General features: G+C 69.3%; 18 protein-coding genes and 1 pseudogene. 13 read left to right on the forward strand and 6 right to left on the reverse strand.

Going from position 1 to position 16,043, the window contains the following annotated elements; translation table 11 throughout:
* Positions 1–80: 80 nt before the first annotated feature.
* Entirely contained in the window at positions 81–278 is a 198-nt protein-coding gene (locus tag OHA98_RS41295; protein ID WP_266933518.1) for a hypothetical protein, read from the reverse strand.
* Between the two features lie 198 nt (positions 279–476).
* Between OHA98_RS41295 and OHA98_RS41300 the strand changes: the two genes are divergently transcribed.
* The 9 genes and pseudogenes from OHA98_RS41300 (at position 477) to OHA98_RS41340 (ending at position 7,957) form a co-directional block, all read left to right on the forward strand.
* Positions 477–3,284 carry a hypothetical protein gene (locus tag OHA98_RS41300; protein WP_266933519.1) on the forward strand — a complete coding sequence of 936 codons (2,808 nt, stop codon included), beginning with the start codon at positions 477–479 and terminating at the stop codon, positions 3,282–3,284.
* A 740-nt stretch (positions 3,285–4,024) separates the two neighbouring features.
* Positions 4,025–4,069 (forward strand): annotated as a pseudogene (locus OHA98_RS41305) (hypothetical protein); the annotation flags it as partial.
* A 91-nt stretch (positions 4,070–4,160) separates the two neighbouring features.
* Entirely contained in the window at positions 4,161–4,499 is a 339-nt protein-coding gene (locus OHA98_RS41310; protein ID WP_266933549.1) for a hypothetical protein, read from the forward strand.
* A 214-nt stretch (positions 4,500–4,713) separates the two neighbouring features.
* Positions 4,714–5,355 carry a hypothetical protein gene (locus OHA98_RS41315; RefSeq protein WP_266933521.1) on the forward strand — a complete coding sequence of 214 codons (642 nt, stop codon included), beginning with the start codon at positions 4,714–4,716 and terminating at the stop codon, positions 5,353–5,355.
* The gene (locus OHA98_RS41320; RefSeq protein WP_266933522.1) at positions 5,348–5,608 is read left to right on the forward strand and encodes a hypothetical protein; all 261 of its coding nucleotides are present in this window, start codon (positions 5,348–5,350) and stop codon (positions 5,606–5,608) included. Before OHA98_RS41315 ends, OHA98_RS41320 begins: the two co-directional genes overlap by 8 nt.
* 562 nt (positions 5,609–6,170) lie before the next feature.
* Positions 6,171–6,605, forward strand: a complete 435-nt coding sequence (locus tag OHA98_RS41325) for a GNAT family N-acetyltransferase (RefSeq protein WP_266933524.1) — start codon at positions 6,171–6,173, stop codon at positions 6,603–6,605.
* 313 nt (positions 6,606–6,918) lie between these two features.
* Positions 6,919–7,149 (forward strand): hypothetical protein, encoded by a 231-nt coding sequence (locus tag OHA98_RS41330; RefSeq protein ID WP_266933525.1) that lies wholly within the window; start codon positions 6,919–6,921, stop codon positions 7,147–7,149.
* On the forward strand, positions 7,149–7,421 hold the full coding sequence (locus OHA98_RS41335) for a hypothetical protein (RefSeq protein ID WP_266933526.1): 273 nt from the start codon (positions 7,149–7,151) through the stop codon (positions 7,419–7,421). Before OHA98_RS41330 ends, OHA98_RS41335 begins: the two co-directional genes overlap by 1 nt.
* 17 nt (positions 7,422–7,438) lie before the next feature.
* On the forward strand, positions 7,439–7,957 hold the full coding sequence (locus tag OHA98_RS41340; RefSeq protein ID WP_266933528.1) for a hypothetical protein: 519 nt from the start codon (positions 7,439–7,441) through the stop codon (positions 7,955–7,957).
* Positions 7,958–8,154: 197 nt separating this feature from the next.
* Here the strand turns inward: OHA98_RS41340 and OHA98_RS41345 are convergent, their stop codons facing one another.
* The 5 genes from OHA98_RS41345 to OHA98_RS41365 form a co-directional block, all read right to left on the reverse strand.
* A complete protein-coding gene (locus OHA98_RS41345; RefSeq protein WP_266933529.1) occupies positions 8,155–8,547 on the reverse strand; it encodes a hypothetical protein in 393 nt (130 codons plus the stop codon).
* Between the two features lie 32 nt (positions 8,548–8,579).
* Positions 8,580–9,020, reverse strand: coding sequence for an RNase adapter RapZ (locus tag OHA98_RS41350; protein ID WP_266933531.1), 441 nt, complete (start codon positions 9,018–9,020; stop codon positions 8,580–8,582).
* Between the two features lie 98 nt (positions 9,021–9,118).
* On the reverse strand, positions 9,119–9,601 hold the full coding sequence (locus tag OHA98_RS41355) for a hypothetical protein (RefSeq protein ID WP_266933533.1): 483 nt from the start codon (positions 9,599–9,601) through the stop codon (positions 9,119–9,121).
* A 499-nt stretch (positions 9,602–10,100) separates the two neighbouring features.
* Positions 10,101–10,475, reverse strand: coding sequence for a hypothetical protein (locus OHA98_RS41360; RefSeq protein ID WP_266933534.1), 375 nt, complete (start codon positions 10,473–10,475; stop codon positions 10,101–10,103).
* Entirely contained in the window at positions 10,472–10,927 is a 456-nt protein-coding gene (locus OHA98_RS41365; RefSeq protein ID WP_266933536.1) for a transcriptional regulator, read from the reverse strand. The genes OHA98_RS41360 and OHA98_RS41365 overlap by 4 nt, the downstream gene beginning before the upstream one ends.
* 2,151 nt (positions 10,928–13,078) lie before the next feature.
* Here OHA98_RS41365 and OHA98_RS41370 point away from each other — a divergent pair.
* The 4 genes from OHA98_RS41370 to OHA98_RS41385 all read left to right on the forward strand — a co-directional run.
* Positions 13,079–13,318 (forward strand): hypothetical protein, encoded by a 240-nt coding sequence (locus OHA98_RS41370; RefSeq protein ID WP_266933538.1) that lies wholly within the window; start codon positions 13,079–13,081, stop codon positions 13,316–13,318.
* Between the two features lie 496 nt (positions 13,319–13,814).
* Entirely contained in the window at positions 13,815–13,991 is a 177-nt protein-coding gene (locus OHA98_RS41375; RefSeq protein WP_266933540.1) for a hypothetical protein, read from the forward strand.
* A gap of 1,191 nt (positions 13,992–15,182) precedes the next feature.
* Entirely contained in the window at positions 15,183–15,470 is a 288-nt protein-coding gene (locus OHA98_RS41380; RefSeq protein WP_266933542.1) for a hypothetical protein, read from the forward strand.
* A 57-nt stretch (positions 15,471–15,527) separates the two neighbouring features.
* Positions 15,528–16,043: hypothetical protein (locus OHA98_RS41385; RefSeq protein WP_266933544.1), on the forward strand; the 516-nt coding region annotated here is incomplete at its 3' end.

Below are 16,043 nucleotides of genomic sequence, written 5' to 3' on the forward strand. Positions count from 1 at the left end.
CAGCCAGATAGCTGGTCTGGGCCTTGTGATGGCAGAGGCTCCGTCGTGATGACCCTTCGGAGACTTGGGAGGGCTGGACATCAGGTGAAGAAGGGGGAAAGGGCTGCGGTGATGGCGGCGGCGAGGGCGAGGACGGCGGCGAAGGTGCCAGCAGCCCGGGTGCAGGCTGTTGGCCAGGTGGCGCCGTCGATACGGGCCAGCATGCCGGCGCCGACGGCGGACAGCAGCGCGACGAGGAGAACGACAGCGATGCTGAGAAGGACAAGAGCGACGGTCACGGCAGACTTCCTGGACACGGTGGGGTGTTGACAGGGACCAAGTTCGCGGAACCGCTGTGCGCCATGGTTCACCTGAACGAAGATGAACACGGGCACACACGACCTGGAGGCCGTCACATGCACGACGAGCCGGACCGCCAACGGTCAGCACAGTCCGAGCTGCGCTCAAGACTGGATGAGGGGCGGGCCCTCGCCCGCTTGGATAAGACGCAACTCTTCAAGAGAGCGGGACTGGGGCGTACGACGGTGTCGAACGCGCTCTCCCCCAACAAGGGGGTGCCGTCGGTAGACACGGTGACGGTGCTGGCCGACGTGCTGAAGCTGCCGAGGGAAGAGCTGCTGGAGTTGCGGCGGATCGCGGCCGGGGAGACAGGCACCACGTCCGCCGACATGTCGGGGCCGGGCCGGCCGATCGGGCAGTGGGATCCGCACGAACTGGAAGTCCACCCCGCCGGACCCGGCAAGAGCCCGTCGAACACCGACGGCGTGCGGGCACTGCCGGGGTATGCGCGACGCGAGCACGACCAGGTGCTGGCCAACGCGGTCACCGCGGCCGCCACGGGCCGCAGCCAGATCGTGGTCCTGGTCGGGGCCTCCTCGACGGGTAAGACCCGGGCGTGCTGGGAGGCCGTGCAGCCGCTCGCCGAGAAGGGCTGGCGGCTATGGCATCCCTTCGATCCGACCCGCGCCGAAGCCGCACTTGAGGAGCTGCACCGGGTCGGGCCGCAGACGGTGGTGTGGCTGAACGAGGCACAGCACTACCTCGGCGACCGGAAGTTTGGCGAGCGGATCGCGGCCGCAGTGCGCCAGCTGCTGCTCGACGAGGAACGCGGCCCGGTCCTGGCCCTGGGCACGCTGTGGCCCGAGTACGCACACCACTACACCGCCCTGCCCAAACCGGGCGGAGACGATTCGTACAGCCTGGTGCGGGAACTGATGGCCGGACACATGGTGAGTGTCCCCGAAACGTTTGACACAGCGGCCCTGACCGCTGCTGCGGCTCTTGCCGAGCAGGGCGACGCCCTGCTGGCCGATGCGCTCACCCGCAGCCGGAACGGCGGCCGGATCACCCAGGATCTGGCCGGAGCTCCCGAGCTCCTGCGCCGCTACGAACAGCCCCGCCAGGCCGCCTCCCGCGCGCTTCTGGAGGCGGCGATGGACGCCCGCCGACTCGGTACGGGCCTCCACATCCCCCGGGCCTTCCTGACCGACGCCGCACGCGACTACCTCAGCGACCACGACTACGACCAGCTCACCGACGACTGGGCCGAACAGGCCTACGCCGAACTCGCCGAGCGGGTCCACGGCAAGCAAGAACCCCTGCGCCACACCACGCCCCGGCCCTCACAACGCCCGCCCACCCCCACCACCGACGCCGTCACCACACCGCCGCCCCCCGCGGGCCCGGTGTTCCTGCTCGCCGACTACCTCGAACAACACGGCCGCACCACCCGCCGCCACCTGTGCCCACCCGCATCCTTCTGGTATGCCGCACACACCCACCTCACCCACCCCGACGACCTGAACAACCTCGCCCAAGCAGCCACAGACCGGCATCGCCTGCAATGGAGTCACCACCTCCTCCAACGCGCCGCCGACCACGGCAACACCTACGCCCTGACCCACCTGGCCAAGAGGCGGGAGGAGGCCGGGGACCGGGACGGCGCCGAAACCCTCGCCCGGCAGGCCGCCGACCACGGCGACAGTGGTGCCCTACTCAGCCTGGCCGTGGGGCGGGAGCATGCCGGGGACCGGGACGGTGCCGAAGCCCTCTACCGGCAGGCCGCCGACCACGGCAACACCTACGCCCTGACCCACCTGGCCAAGAGGCGGGAGCATGCCGGGGACCGGGAGGGCGCCGAAGCCCTCTACCGGCAGGCCGCCGACCACGGCGACAGTGGTGCCCTACTCAGCCTGGCCGTGGGGCGGGAGCATGCCGGGGACCGGGACGGTGCCGAAACCCTCGCCCGGCAGGCCGCCGACCACGGCAACACCTACGCCCTGAACTACATGGCCGAGAGGCGGGCGGAGGCCGGGGACCGGGAGGGCGCCGAAGCCCTCTACCGGCAGGCCGCCGACCACGGCGACACCGGCGCCCTGATCCACTTGGCCAAGATGCGGGCGGAGGCCGGGGACCGGGAGGGCGCCGAAGCCCTCTACCGGCAGGCCGCCGACCACGGCGACACCGGCGCCCTGACCCGCTTGGCCGAGAGGCGGGCGGAGGCCGGGGACCGGGAGGGTGCCGCCTCCCTCGCCTGGCAGGCCGCCGACCACGGCGACACCGGCGCCCTGACCCGCTTGGCCAAGATGCGGGCGGAGGCCGGGGACCGGGACGGTGCCGAAGCCCTCGCCTGGCAGGCCGCCAACCACGGCGACACCGGCACCCTGACCCACATGGCCGAGAGGCGGGTGAGGGCGGGGGACTGGGAGGGTGCCGCCTCCCTCTACCGGCAGGCCGCCGACCACGGCGACACCTGGGCCCTGACCGTCTTGGCCGAGAGGCGGGAGGAGGCCGGGGACCGGGACGGCGCCGAAACCCTCGCCCGGCAGGCCGCCAACCACGGCGACACCGGCACCCTGACCCACATGGCCGAGAGGCGGGTGGAGGCCGGGGACTGGGAGGGTGCCGAAGCCCTCGCCCGGCAGGCCGCCGACCACGGCGACACCGGCGCCCTGAACTACATGGCCGTAATGCGGGAGCATGCCGGGGACCGGGAGGGCGCCGAAGCCCTTGCCTGGCAGGCCGCCAACCACGACGACATCTGGGCCCTGACCCGCTTGGCCAAGATGCGGGAGCATGCCGGGGACCGAGAGGGTGCCGAAGCCCTCGCCCGGCAGGCCGCCGACCACGGCGACACCGGCGCCCTGACCCACCCAGAGGGGCCGCCGGACATCTTCAACAGGCTGTGGCCGTATGGCCTGGACCCGGACGGCACACCGACATTTCCATGGCAACCGTCCGTGTCCGTAGAACGGAGGGAACACGGACTGCCGGGCCCGTCATAGGGATGCCGCCGTTTGCGGCTGGTGACGATCCTGCTGGGTACGGAATAAGCCAGCAGGATCGAGGACAGGGTTCTTACCGGCCCAGTGATGTCGTCGATGGTGAGGCTGACCGATACGGCTGACGGGTTGCGCGCGCACGAGGCGGAACATCTCGAAGATGTTCACGGTGTCGCCCGGCCGCGCGCACGTGAGCAGTTCGCCATACCCGGTACCTGAACCTGCTCCCGTGCCTGGGATGATCCCGCCACCTTCGGCGCATCGGCCACAGGGCGAACCTTCGAATTGGGTCGAGCTCCCTCATCTCCATCGCCACCGCGGGTGCCCCCTTCGGGCGCATTCACCCGAACCAGCTTTCGTGCAACACCTGTTGCGGCTGCTAGCGTCAGGGAACCTGGCGCTGAGCTGCGGGAATCCCCCTAGGCCTACCTCGCCCCACAGCATCCACCCCAGAGAAGGTCTGGCCGTCCGGCAGGACCACGCGCACCGGCACGGGCACCGCCTGGCCCTGGGGCGTCGTCGTCATGCCGACCACGGTAGGCAGACCCGACCCCGCCCCGACGCCCGCCGTGCGGCCCGCCGTGCGTCGGCCTCTGTCCACAGGCCCGGTCGGGCCTGATGATCACATGACTGATGACGACGTGAAGCGTGCGGCCCGAACTCGCTCCAAGATCCTGGATGGCTTCGCCCGTGCGGAGCGGGCCCTGTTCACCCGGCCCGCACCGAAATCCGCGCGAGCCCAGATGAAATTCCTTCGCACGCGCGAGAAGGGCTCCACCAAGACCCTGGCCGAACGTCTGGGCGTCTCGCGCAAGACGGTGCAGCGCCTACCTCTCGGGTGCCTCCACCAACCCGAACAAGCGGCTCCAGGAGGCGCTGGTGCAGGAGACCGAATCAGAGTGGCAACCGCAGGTCAGAGCACAGGCAAGGCAGCGCGCGACGTCCTCGGGCGGGCTGATCATCTCCTGCCGGGCGTACTTCGGATTCGGCCCGGAGGGCACCTCGGACGCGGGCCGGGTGCGAGACATCAGCGTCGCCGTCAGCTCCTCCCACGCGGCCGCGATCTACGCCGCGCAGGAGGACGGCGCGACGGAGAGCGACCTGCATGACGCAGTCGCGGAGGCCATCGCGGACACCTATTTCCGTCAAGGCGGCGGCGGCCGTGCGGGCCTGGAGGTGAAATTCGCGGACGTGGAGTGGCTCAACATCCAGTTTTAGCAGCGCAAAATTCGCGACTGCTGTAAACCTGGTGACCAGCTCGCCGAAGTGCAATTCAGGGCGAGCCGCGATTTCCGATTCCTATGTGAAAGCGAGTCCTGATGAACACGTCCGACGGGTGGCGTCCGCGCCGTGGCCGTGTCCCCGACGCCCGCGCCCCTCGATCGACTACGCGAAGGCCGGCCGGTCCGCGGTGCGGCGGCGCGCGCTGGGCATGACGCACACCGAAGCAGTGGCGGGCCTCGAACGGGCCGAACTCGACGCGCACCTGGGCCGTCGCGACGAATCCGCATTCGACGACGGCGGCCGCCGTGAAGCGGAGCTCACGGAGTGGCAGCGCATCGTGCAACTGCTCGCCGCGACCGGTGGCCCGTACGACCCGGACGCCGACGTCGTCGTCCAGGAGGAGCTCACCGAGGACCGGCGCCGCGAGGAGGCCGAGCAACAGCGCCGCCAGGAGCAGCAGCAGATCGCCGACCGGGCCGAGGAACTGGCGGCCCTGGCCGGGGCCGGCCGACTCGATCGGACCGTGGCAAGCCGGTCCGGAGACGAAGCAGCCCGCGAACTGCTGGCCGACCGCAACGACTACCGCGTCGAAGCGGTCGATGACTGGCTCGCCCGCGCCCTCGCCGATCACTCCGGTCACTACGCGGCCCCGGGCGCCCGTACGGCCGCCGTCGGCTCGCTGCCTGCCCCGGTGCGCGCCCATGCCGCCCTGCTTGCCGCGCTCGCCCGCATCGGCGCCCCGGCCACCGACGACGAGCGGGAGTTCACCGGCCGTCTCGCCCAGGCCGACCCGGCCGCCACCAACGCGCTCGCCGCCTCACTCCGCACCCGGGGAGCAGCTTGTGAGTGAGGACGTGGTCGCCGTGTGGGTGGAGTCGACGGGCTGCGGCCCCCGGTACGAAGAGCTGGCGGCCGACGGCGAGCTCTACGTCGACTACGCGCCCCCGCTCGGGGAGCCGTACTTCGAAGGTGATGACGACCCGGACTACAACCCGATCTGCGGCTGCCCGCACCTCCCGAAGCAGTGGTGCACGGGGTGCGGCGGATGCGCGGTCTGCGGGCAGTGCCGCGAGCCGCACGTCTGGCCGCCGCTCCGGAACTGATCACCGACGCCCCCAGCCCTCAGCTCCCCGGCGAAGAGCTGGGGGCTGGCTCTGTCCGTGACAGCGGCGTCCGGCAGCGCTGTGGCCGCCGCCACGCATCGAATGTTCACGACGACGGGCAGCAGCGCGGGGCGCCTTGCGAGGGCAGCGGAGATCGGTACGTCTGCTGCTCGTTCAGGGAAGGGCGCGTCCCGCAGAGCCCGGAGCCGGTGTCACGCTGACAGACCGTGACTACCGCGCACCTCATGGATAAGTGTCACGCCGCAGACAACATGACCGCCTATGTCCTTTTCTGGGGGTCACAAGCGGCCCTCAGTGGGAGTCTTCGCTTCCTTGGGGGAGTCTGTGGTTGACCTGCGCCAGTTGATCGATTGCCACCGATGGATGACCAGTGGCCTTCTGTGTCAATGAAGGGTGATCACTCGCTCGCTTATGTCAGCGAAGGATGACCGGTGGTGGTAGATGCCCCTCCGTCGATCTGGTCCCCTGCCTCAGATGATCTGGTCCGAGACGGTCGCCGCTTGCTGATCGGCAACTCCCAGGAGCCGATAAGTTCCAGAGCATGAGTGTTGAGACTGGTGTCGTTCACGAGGCGACTGATGAAGTGGTGGAGGCGTTCGCTCGTCTCCTTCCGCAGCTGTCATCCAAGGCCAAGCCCCTGGACCATGAAGCAGTGGGGAGATTGACGGGTGTCAGCACCAACACGTTGCTGGTGGCCCGTGTCGAGGGCGTGATCGTCGGGACGTTGACGCTGGTGATGTCACCCTTGCCGTCCGGCCTGCGGGCTCACATCGAGGATGTAGTGGTCGATGCCGCCGCCCGTGGCCACGGGGTCGGCAAGGTCCTGATCGACAAGGCCCTTGGCCTGGCCGCGGACGCAGGAGCTCGAACCGTCGACCTCACATCGCGCCCTTCGCGAGAGGCTGCGAACCGCTTGTATGAGCGGGCAGGTTTTCAACGGAAAGAGTCCACTGTCTATCGAGTCACCCTGGACTGAAGCGCGGCGCCGGCCTCTGTTGAGGCCGAGCCGCGCCCTTCAGGCAGCGGGTCCAGACAGACTGGGCAGGACAGGGCTCCGGGGGACGCCAACAGGGTCGGGCAGTGAGATCCGCTTTGGATGGATTGGTGCGCCACCGATGAGCCCGCTGGCGGCATCGGGCTGAGCACGTGCGGCGTCGTGACTGCCCGCGCCCGGTTGACCTGAACCCGCCCGTCGCGTGCCGGGGCCCGGTTCGCCGGTTCCTGGGTCCGGCGCCCTGCCCCGGCGATACCGTGGTGAGACACGACAGTTCTGCCCCACGGAGTCCTCGATGAGCGAACAGCCGGTCCCCACCAGCGTCCGGCAGCAGCTGGAGCCCGCAACCGCAGACGCGGTCCGCGCGTACGCGGCCAAGACCCGCGAGAACGCCGACCGGCTCGCCGCCGTCCTGGAGGACATCGCCACCAACGGCCTGCCCTCGATAGAGGAGTGCACCCCCTGGGAGGAGCTGCGCGAGGCCCACCTCACCCGCCTCGCCGCCCAGCGTCCGGCCGTCGCCTGATGGCCCCGCAGCATGCCCCGCGCCGCGCCAGGATCGCGTTCAGCGACTCCGCGGCCAAGCAGCTCGAGGAACTCACCACCGAGCACGAGATCCACGCCCTGGACCGCACCCTGGTCGCCATCTCAGTCGACCCGGAGATCGGCGAGCCGATCCCCGGGGACGGCACCCGGCCCGAGCTCCGCCAGTACACAGATGAATTCGAACGCGTGCGCTGCGTGTACTACGTGAGCGCGCTCAAGACCGTGGTCGTCGTCGCGTACATCGAGGTCTGACCAGCGAAGGAGTCACTGTGCCGTCGATCGTCCAGAAGCTCTCCGGCCGCCGCGCCATCGGAGGGCTGCGCATGCCGGTGCAGTGTTCCCTCAAGACCGCCGTTGTGCGTGAGGGCCCGGCGCAGAGCTCCGGAGCGGGCGCGGCCTGGATCGCGTACCTGTGCCCCGTGCACGCCGCGGACCTGGACGGGTGGCCCGGCGTCACGGACCACCCCGAGACCGGCCCGATGTCGTGCGGCACCGTCCTTGACTACCGCTCCCCCGAGGAGCAACTCCAGTCGCACGCCGATCTGTGGCTGACCCGCCTGACCGGCGTCGACCCGGCAGCATACGACGGGGTGTGGGCCGAAGTTCTCGACCAGGCCGACCGCGTACTGCTCACCCGGTTCGAGGAAGCCGGCACTACCGGCGAGGACAGCCCGCTGCAGAACATGCTGGCGCCGATGGACATGGCCCGGCAATACGCCGCCGAGGGCGATCTCGGGATGGCGGCAACGAGCCTCGGGTACTGCGAGACCTTCGCCCGGAACCTGTGACTGCCCGGCCCGGGCGCTCCTCCGTCAGCCGGGGCCGACGGCTCCTCCGCGGACCGGGTCCGCAGAGGGTCCAGCAGAGCGTTCGCACGACCCGGACGGCACACGGGGCCTGCCCCGGGTAGCAGGCCCTTACAGCACCAGGCAGCGGCCGTGCAGCAAACGAACAACCGTTTGCTGCACGGCCGCTTCTCGCGCGATCAGTCGGTGGTGCCGGTGGCCCACCGCTCCAGCTCACCCACCGGCGTCCTCAGCAGCGTGCGCCGGCGGGACTGCGCGGTCGCCCGGCTCTCCAGGTGCATCGCCCTCGCCAGGTCGGCGTGCGAGATGTCCTTGGCGGCGGGCTGGCGCAGGGAGGCATCCCGTACGGCCTCCAGCCGCTCCATGAGCCCGGTGGTGCCCTCGATGGTGGTGGCGAGGTCGGCGCTGCTCGTATGGCCCGTGCGCAGCAGCGCCAGCCCGTGCAGCGCGGTGGCCAGCAGTGTGGCCAGCTGCTCACCGTCGCCGCCGAGCAGGGCGGCGTCCGCGGCGGTGAGCGGGACCGCAAGGTCGGGGCGGCCGAGGTGGTTGGTGTTCTCAGGCTCGGTGTTCACCGGGCCTCCTTCGGGTGGTGTGTGGGCCGTGCTCAGCGGGTGACGACGTCCTTGTCGAGGTCGCGGTGGTGGACCTCGACGGCCAGACCGCGTGCCTCGTACCGTTCGGCGAGATCGCCGACCCGGTATCCGGCGGCAGCCGCGGTGTCACCGGAGAGCACAGCAGCGAGTGCGTCCGCCACGGTCGCAGACCGATGGCGACCGCCGGCGCACCCGACCGCCACGGTCACCGGTTCGTCCTGGCGCGGCCCGGCGAGGTAGGCGTCCACGGTGGCGGCCATCGCGTGCACGAGCGGCAGGATGCCGTCGGTCCCCATGACCGTCTCGCGCACAGCGGCGTCCCGGGCGGTGAGGTAGCGCAGTTCGGGCCGCAGGTGAGGGTCCCTGAACTGGTGGCGCAGGTCGTAGCACGCGTGCGCGGGCGGCTCCTGGTCGTGCAGATAGCCGAACGAGGTGATCACTACGGTGTTCATCGGTGGCCCTCCAGAGGTGACCGGGTGCTGGGCGTGAGTGCTGCCGGAGAGCGATGACATTCGGGGCGGTGTGCCCGGCCCGGCGGCACGTGGGCGGTTCAGACGTGCTGGGCGGGGTAGCCGGCGGCGGTGTCCACGAACTGGTCGTGGGCGAGCATCGCGGCCTCGCGTGCGGTGGTGAGTTCCTCGGTGCTGCCGAAGTGGTCCCGGATCGCGTACGTCAGCGTGATCATGTGGTCGGCGGCGGTGCGTACGGCCGGGTCTGTGATGAGGACGCGCATCGTGACCAGTGGGCGGGTGACCTGGGAGCGGGTCTGGTGGCTCTCCCGGCGCAGAGACTGGACCAGCTCGGTGCTGGCTCCCTTCAGGACCGCGTCGCCGCGCATCCACATCGTGCGGCGGTGGTCGCTGGCGGCGCAGGCCAGCGCGGTGACGGCGTCCAGGCGGTCCCTCCGGATCGTTTCGCCGTGGTTCACGCGGACGGACCGCTCGGCGGCCCGTTCCTGGAAGCGGCCGCTGACGAACGAGCCGAGGAGCGTGCCGACGACGGCGATAGTGGCGGTGACGAGGGCGAGTAACACGGCGGGTCCTTCCCTAGGTGTATGAACTTCAATACACTCACTGTATGGAACTTCATACACCTAGGGAAGGGGCCCTCTCGTGTTTCTTTTCGCGGCGCTACGACCTGCGCGTTTCCCGCCTGCGGGAAACATATGCGCGTATCTGACATACGCGTCCCGCGTGCGGGACGTGGTGACGCTCCTGGCGTGGGTCCGGTTTCCCCTCCAGGGGAACGATGTTCACGCGGCTCCGCAGCGGCCCTGTGAGCTGGCGCAGTCCGGAGGCAGTGTCGCAGCCGACACAACGCGGACGGGCCTTGGAACTGCAGGTTTCCCCTCCAGGGGAACGATGTTCCACTTCTGCGTGGACAGCATGGCCACTTCCGCGTGGACAAATCCACACCTGAGGCGTCGCCGACCTGCTGGTTTCCCGCCCAGGGGAACGATGTATCGCCCTCAGCACGCGCAAGAACGGCGCTGCACCGTGAGGAGGTGCAGCGCCGCGGTGCGAGCGGTGTGGCTACGAAGCGTGGAGCTGCCGGACGGTCGCCAAGGGCGCGTCGTCGTCCTCGGGCTCGGTAGGCGCCGACTGACCGGTTGCCTTGGAGCCCAGGCGGTAGAACTTCACGCCGACGGCCGTGTAAGCGAGCGTCAGCCAGCCGTTCTCCGCGAGTCGGCCGATGCTCCGCGAGGCGCTGGTGGTGCTCAGGCCGACCAGCTTCCCGATGTCCGTGGCCGTGCTGCGCACCGGATCCCCGACCGGGACCGCGGTGGCGTAGAACATCAGGACCTTCAGATCCGCGCCCTGTTTGAGCTGCGACCGCAGCAGGAGGGCGTTGAGCTCGCCGGCCTCCATGAAGCGCGGCTCGAACGACTCGGCGATCGGCGACGTCATGACGCCTCCTTCTCCTTCTTCTCAGGCGGACACGTGGTCACAGGATGCCGTGCGTGCTGCGTGGCCCTGCGCTGCCGCCCCGAGCCGCCGTCGTAGGCGGCGCGGGCGTTCAGCTTGTAGAACTTCACCCGGCCCACCTTCTCGGCCTCCAGGAGGAAGCCTCCCCTGTTGAGGTTACCCACGGACTTGCTCACCGCGTTCGGACGCAACTCCAGGTCGTTGCCGATCTCGCGGAAGCTCAGGCGCAGCGGCTCATCCCCGGACGGCGCGTTGAACAGGTAGTAGCCGTAGACCAGCTTGTCGTTCTTGGTGTACCCGCTGCCCTTCTTCCACAGCCCGGCGCCCAGCTTCTTGCTGGCGTTCACGTGCCGACCGCCACCGCTCCAGTCGTACGGCTTGTCATCCTCCTTCAGCAGCTCCAGCTGGACGTACTCGCCCGTGCTGGTGTTCACCGCTGGCCTTGCCCGGCCCATACCGCTCCTCACCTTGGGATTTCCCCCAGAGGGGAACGATGTACGCGGCCTGACCGTAGCGACCCTTTCCCCTCCAGGGGAACCCGCCACGCCGACCGGCACCAGGATCCAGACCGGCGAGTGTTTCCCCTCCAGGGGAAAGGTGCGTCCCAATCTGACACTCAAATAGCCTCGATTGATACATCACATGGCCTCTGACCAGCGACGATGCGTGTTCCCTCTATACGTACCTATCCGTAGGCTCCAACCAGCCCCCTCCCGCACGTGAGGGCCAGCCACCGTGTCGCACTGCCCTCTCGACTCCAGGGCTGCCCTCTGAGCCTGTACGTGGCTTACGGCGTGCCCATCCTTACTAATCTCCCGCCAATTCATCGGCGCACGTGTTCCCGACTTTTATGCCGCTATTCTGGAAAAGGCAGAATATTATTCCGCGCCTTTCCCTTATCCATTCGATTCCGCGCATCTGAAACATTCCGCGAACCCTTTTACCTGCTCGGGGGTGGTGCAGTCCTATTCCAGTCTTAAGCTAGTCTATATTTTTGAAGCACACGCCCGGATCACTCGTCCTACCCGCTCCGATCTCCGTTCGATCCGCCACCCGTCCCGACTGTCCGTCACCACCCCTTCTCCTTGTTGCTGCTCGGGCCGCAGGCCCGTGGGTGGGCCGCGCGGAGCGTGGCACACCTGCCCACCCGTGGCTGTACTGGAGTTGACGGGGGATCTGGGGGATGGCTGGAGCGGAGCGGAAGCCGCGGGTCGGCCGGAAGCCGGCCCCGGCCCGCAACGCGGGCCGCCTGTCCTGCGGTTGGTGGCGGGCACGCAGTGCGTGCCACCTGGCGGTGAACGCAGTGAACCGCGTCCGCTCACGCGGAGCGGGAGCGGCCAGGCCCGCAGGGGCCCAGCTCGCTTCTACGGGCGCAGCCCGTAGGGACCCGCCCCGCGCGCGGGCGGGTCCCTACGGGCTGCGCCCGTAGAAGCGAGCCAGGCCCCTGCGGGGCCTGGCCGCTCCCGCTCCGCGTGACGGACGCGGTTCACTGCGTTCACCGCCAGGTGGCACGCACTGCGTGCCCGCCACCAACCGCAGGACAGGCGGCCCGGCGTTGCGGAGCCGGGGCCGGCTTCCGGCCGACCCGGGCTTGCCCGCTCCGCTCCAGCCATCCCCCAGATCCCCCGTCAACTCCAGTACAGCCACGGGTGGGCAGGTGTGCCACGCTCCGCGCGGCCCACCCACGGGCCTGCGGCCCGAGCAGCAACAAGGAGAAGGGGTGGTGACGGACAGTCGGGACGGGTGGCGGATCGAACGGAGATCGGAGCGGGTAGGACGAGTGATCCGGGCGTGTGCTTCAAAAATATAGACTAGCTTAAGACTGGAATAGGACTGCACCACCCCCGAGCAGGTAAAAGGGTTCGCGGAATGTTTCAGATGCGCGGAATCGAATGGATAAGGGAAAGGCGCGGAATAATATTCTGCCTTTTCCAGAATAGCGGCATAAAAGTCGGGAACACGTGCGCCGATGAATTGGCGGGAGATTAGTAAGGATGGGCACGCCGTAAGCCACGTACAGGCTCAGAGGGCAGCCCTGGAGTCGAGAGGGCAGTGCGACACGGTGGCTGGCCCTCACGTGCGGGAGGGGGCTGGTTGGAGCCTACGGATAGGTACGTATAGAGGGAACACGCATCGTCGCTGGTCAGAGGCCATGTGATGTATCAATCGAGGCTATTTGAGTGTCAGATTGGGACGCACCTTTCCCCTGGAGGGGAAACACTCGCCGGTCTGGATCCTGGTGCCGGTCAGCGTGTTCCCGGAGGAAAGTCGCTGATCTGACCTATCGTACATCTTCCCCTCTGAAATCCCTGGTGTGGGCCGGTACGAAGGAGGATGACGAGCCGACGTCGACATGAACGCCGGCAGACCGTATGGAAGAGGAGCATGGTACACCAAGAACGACAGGCCTGATCGACACCTGTTCGGCGCGCCTCCGAGAATGACGCCCTGGTCCGCGAGGTCGGCCTCGACGACGGGTTGCATCGAGCGCGGTGGCTGGTCGCTCGTCCTCGGCGAACTCGTTCTACGTACCCGCGCCGCGGCGGACGGCCTGGGGCCCGCAGCACGCACGGCATCCTGTGACCATGTCCGCCTGGGCATCAGCGACGTCGCCGATCGCCGAATGGGCGACCGCGCGCGCTTCTGGAGCGCCTGCGGTCGCCAAGCAGGGCGCGGATCTGGAGGTCCTGATGTTCTACGCCGCGGTCGAGGCGATCGAGCCCAGCGCCGGCTCCCCGGGTATCGGGGCTTCGTCGCCTGAGCGCACCACCAGCACCTCGCGGGCATCGACAGCAGCGAGCAGCACAACACGGCCGTCGGCGTGAAGCCGCCTGGGCTTCCAGGGCAACCGGTCGATCGGCGTCTACCGAAGCGCCCTGAAGGACGACGCGCCCGGCAACTCCGCCGTAGCCACCGCTCGCACCACCCCGGCTGCACCTCGCCGCGAGTTCGCTGCACGACCTTGCGCGTGCTGAGGGCGGCCTACGTCGTTACAGGCCGAAAGCTCCAGATCGCTCAGTGTGGATTGTCCACGCGGAAGTGGCCATGCTGTCCCGCGCAGAAATCGGAACATCCGCCCTGGAGAAACCTGCGGTTCAAGGCCCGTCCGCCGGCTGCGGCGCACTGCCGGACTCACAGGGCCGCTGCGGAGCCGCGTGGGCTATCGTTCGGAGAAACCGAGACCCACGCCGAAGGCGATGCACGTCCCGCGGGACGCATGTCGAGATACGCGAAAACTGCAGGTCATAGCCTGAAGAGCTGCGAGGGCCTTTCCTAGGTGTATGAGTTCCATACAGTGAGTGCTGTTAGTTCGCTGCCGCCGTGTTACTCGCCCTCGTCACCGCCGCCGTCGCCGTCATCGACGCATCGGCTCGTTCGTCAGCGGCCGCTTCAACGGGCCACCGAGGCGTCCGTCCCGCCCACGGCGAGCTGATCGAAGACCTGGATACCGTCGCCACGCTGGCCTACGCCGCCGGCGACACCGCCGCGATGTGCTGATGAAGAGCACCAGCTGGTCAATCGCCGGGAAGCCAGGCCAGCGCCGCCCGCCTGGTCAGCGTCGCGCGTCCTCATCCTGAACCCGGCCGGCCTACCGCCGCCGACGTGATCGCGATCGTACGCGATCCTTCGGCAGCCCTGGCCGACCACGGTCGCCGCATTCCCGGACCGTGGACACCGCCACCGGCTACCCGCCCAGTACTACCCGCGCCGGGCGGGGCGCCGCCCGTCGACGGCGCGCCCGGCGCCGGTACCCTGGAGGCCACGCCGTGGTGTTCGGCCTATCACCGCGACCGAAGTACCCGCACGCGTCGCCCGCGACCTGCGCCACCGGGGACCTACGCCCATCACCGCCCGGGGACTCGCTGTGCGGACCGGCGGCATCCGCTCGACCCGTGGCCGTGGATACCTCGCCGAGGCCACGCCAGAACAGGCCGGCTGACCGCGGCGATCCTGCGCCGACTCGGTCTGCGACGTGGCAGACGCACTTCGCTGCTGGTGGCCTTCGACGACACCGCGGCTGCCGCCGGTCTACCGGGTCGACCAGCCCGCGGCACGCCCGGTCTGTCACCACCGCGATCGACAGGACGTCGTCACCCGGAGCGCGGCCCGCACGCGCGAGAAGGCCGAGCCTGGTGCCGCCGGCCGCTGCGGTCCCCGCGCGGACGCCGCCCTGGCGGCGTCGCGACGTGGCCTGCCGCGCTGCGCGAGCTGGCGCTGCAACCACGGCAGCGCCGACCTCGCCGCCATCGAGGAGCGCCACCTGAGTACGCCAGCCCGCCGCCAGGGTATCTCGCGCCGGCCTGGCGGCGGCAAGCCGGGCGGCCGGTGCCGACGCCCGCAGAAGGACGCCGGTGGGTGGCGCCAGGCCGATGTACACCACCGATCGCGCGGCCGTGCAGCCAGGCGGTTGTTCGTTGCTGCACGGCCGCCACCTGGCCAATAAAGCCTGCTTGCCCCGGGGCGGGCCCGTGTGCCGTCATGCGAGGCGCTGCTGAACCGTGAAACGACCCCGGCTGATGAGGAGCGCCGGGCGGTCGGTGGGCGAGGTCGCAGTACCGTCGGATCGCCCTCGGCGGCATGCCGGGCCGTATCCATCGGCCGGCGTATTCTGCGGCCGTCGGCGAACCGACTCCTCGAACCGGGTGGCCATGACCTGGTGAAGAACTCGGCCACCCGTCGGTCGAGATCATGCAGATCGGCGACCGACTCCTCGAGAACGTAGTCGGGCCGTGCCGCGATCAGGCCGGTCTCGAACGCCGGGCCACCACCGTGCACGGGCAGCCCATCCCGACTCTGCGCCAGGCCCTCGCGCAACGGCGACAATGCGCAACCCTCGATGGCGCAGCCGAAGCCTGGACGATCGACAGCAGTGAACTCCTCGCTGGTCAGATTTCGATGTACGACGACGACCACGATCTTGGCGTCGGTACGCGGCGCACGTTCGAACCGTCGATGTACTGGAATCGAGTACCGTAGGATCGGCTCGCCGATCAGTCGACGGATGGCGACCAGGCCGACCAGGGCGTGGTCTCGTTGTCGATGATGAACCACCAGGCGCTGGCGCAGGTCTTCGGTGATCGGCATCAGGCCGCTCTGCAGGCCATCGACGACGCTGAACTGGCGGGCGAATGGGCCTCGCGCAGCTCCTCCAGTTGCGCCGAGGGCGAGCGTTGGTGGCGTGTCCTCCAGGACGGCGACGGTATCGACGTTCTCGCCGAACCCGGCCGCGCCGATCTGCGGTGCGGGCTCCATGCTGCCGGACGCTGGTGGACCGGCCTGTTCATCGCCGGTAGAGACCAGGCCAGGGCAGGGCTGTCGATGATGCCACCGATCGGCAGGGCAAGCGCCGGACCGAGCCGGCGAACCGGGCCCGGCACGGCGAACGGCGGTTCAGATCGGCCGGGCGCGGGCGGTACGGCGCCCTCGATGCCTCGGCGCGGTCATCGACGGCTTGACCATCAAGCAGCCGCTGCCCGACCCCTGTTCTTTGACCCTGTCCTGCCCAGGTCTGTCTGGACCGCGCCTGAAGGGCTCGGCCTCAACCCGGCC

The organism is Streptomyces sp. NBC_00654, assembly GCF_026341775.1.
GTDB lineage: Bacteria > Actinomycetota > Actinomycetes > Streptomycetales > Streptomycetaceae > Streptomyces.

Bases quoted from the DNA above. Each gene is read 5' to 3' on its own strand.
- OHA98_RS41315 (WP_266933521.1), top strand. From the start codon at position 4,714: ATGACGCACACCGAAGCAGTGGCGGGCCTCGAACGGGCCGAACTCGAC.
- OHA98_RS41325 (WP_266933524.1), top strand. From the start codon at position 6,171: ATGAGTGTTGAGACTGGTGTCGTTCACGAGGCGACTGATGAAGTGGTG.
- OHA98_RS41330 (WP_266933525.1), top strand. From the start codon at position 6,919: ATGAGCGAACAGCCGGTCCCCACCAGCGTCCGGCAGCAGCTGGAGCCC.
- OHA98_RS41335 (WP_266933526.1), top strand. From the start codon at position 7,149: ATGGCCCCGCAGCATGCCCCGCGCCGCGCCAGGATCGCGTTCAGCGAC.
- OHA98_RS41350 (WP_266933531.1), bottom strand. From the start codon at position 9,020: ATGAACACCGTAGTGATCACCTCGTTCGGCTATCTGCACGACCAGGAG.
- OHA98_RS41360 (WP_266933534.1), bottom strand. From the start codon at position 10,475: ATGACGTCGCCGATCGCCGAGTCGTTCGAGCCGCGCTTCATGGAGGCC.
- OHA98_RS41370 (WP_266933538.1), top strand. From the start codon at position 13,079: ATGTCCGCCTGGGCATCAGCGACGTCGCCGATCGCCGAATGGGCGACC.
- OHA98_RS41380 (WP_266933542.1), top strand. From the start codon at position 15,183: ATGCAGATCGGCGACCGACTCCTCGAGAACGTAGTCGGGCCGTGCCGC.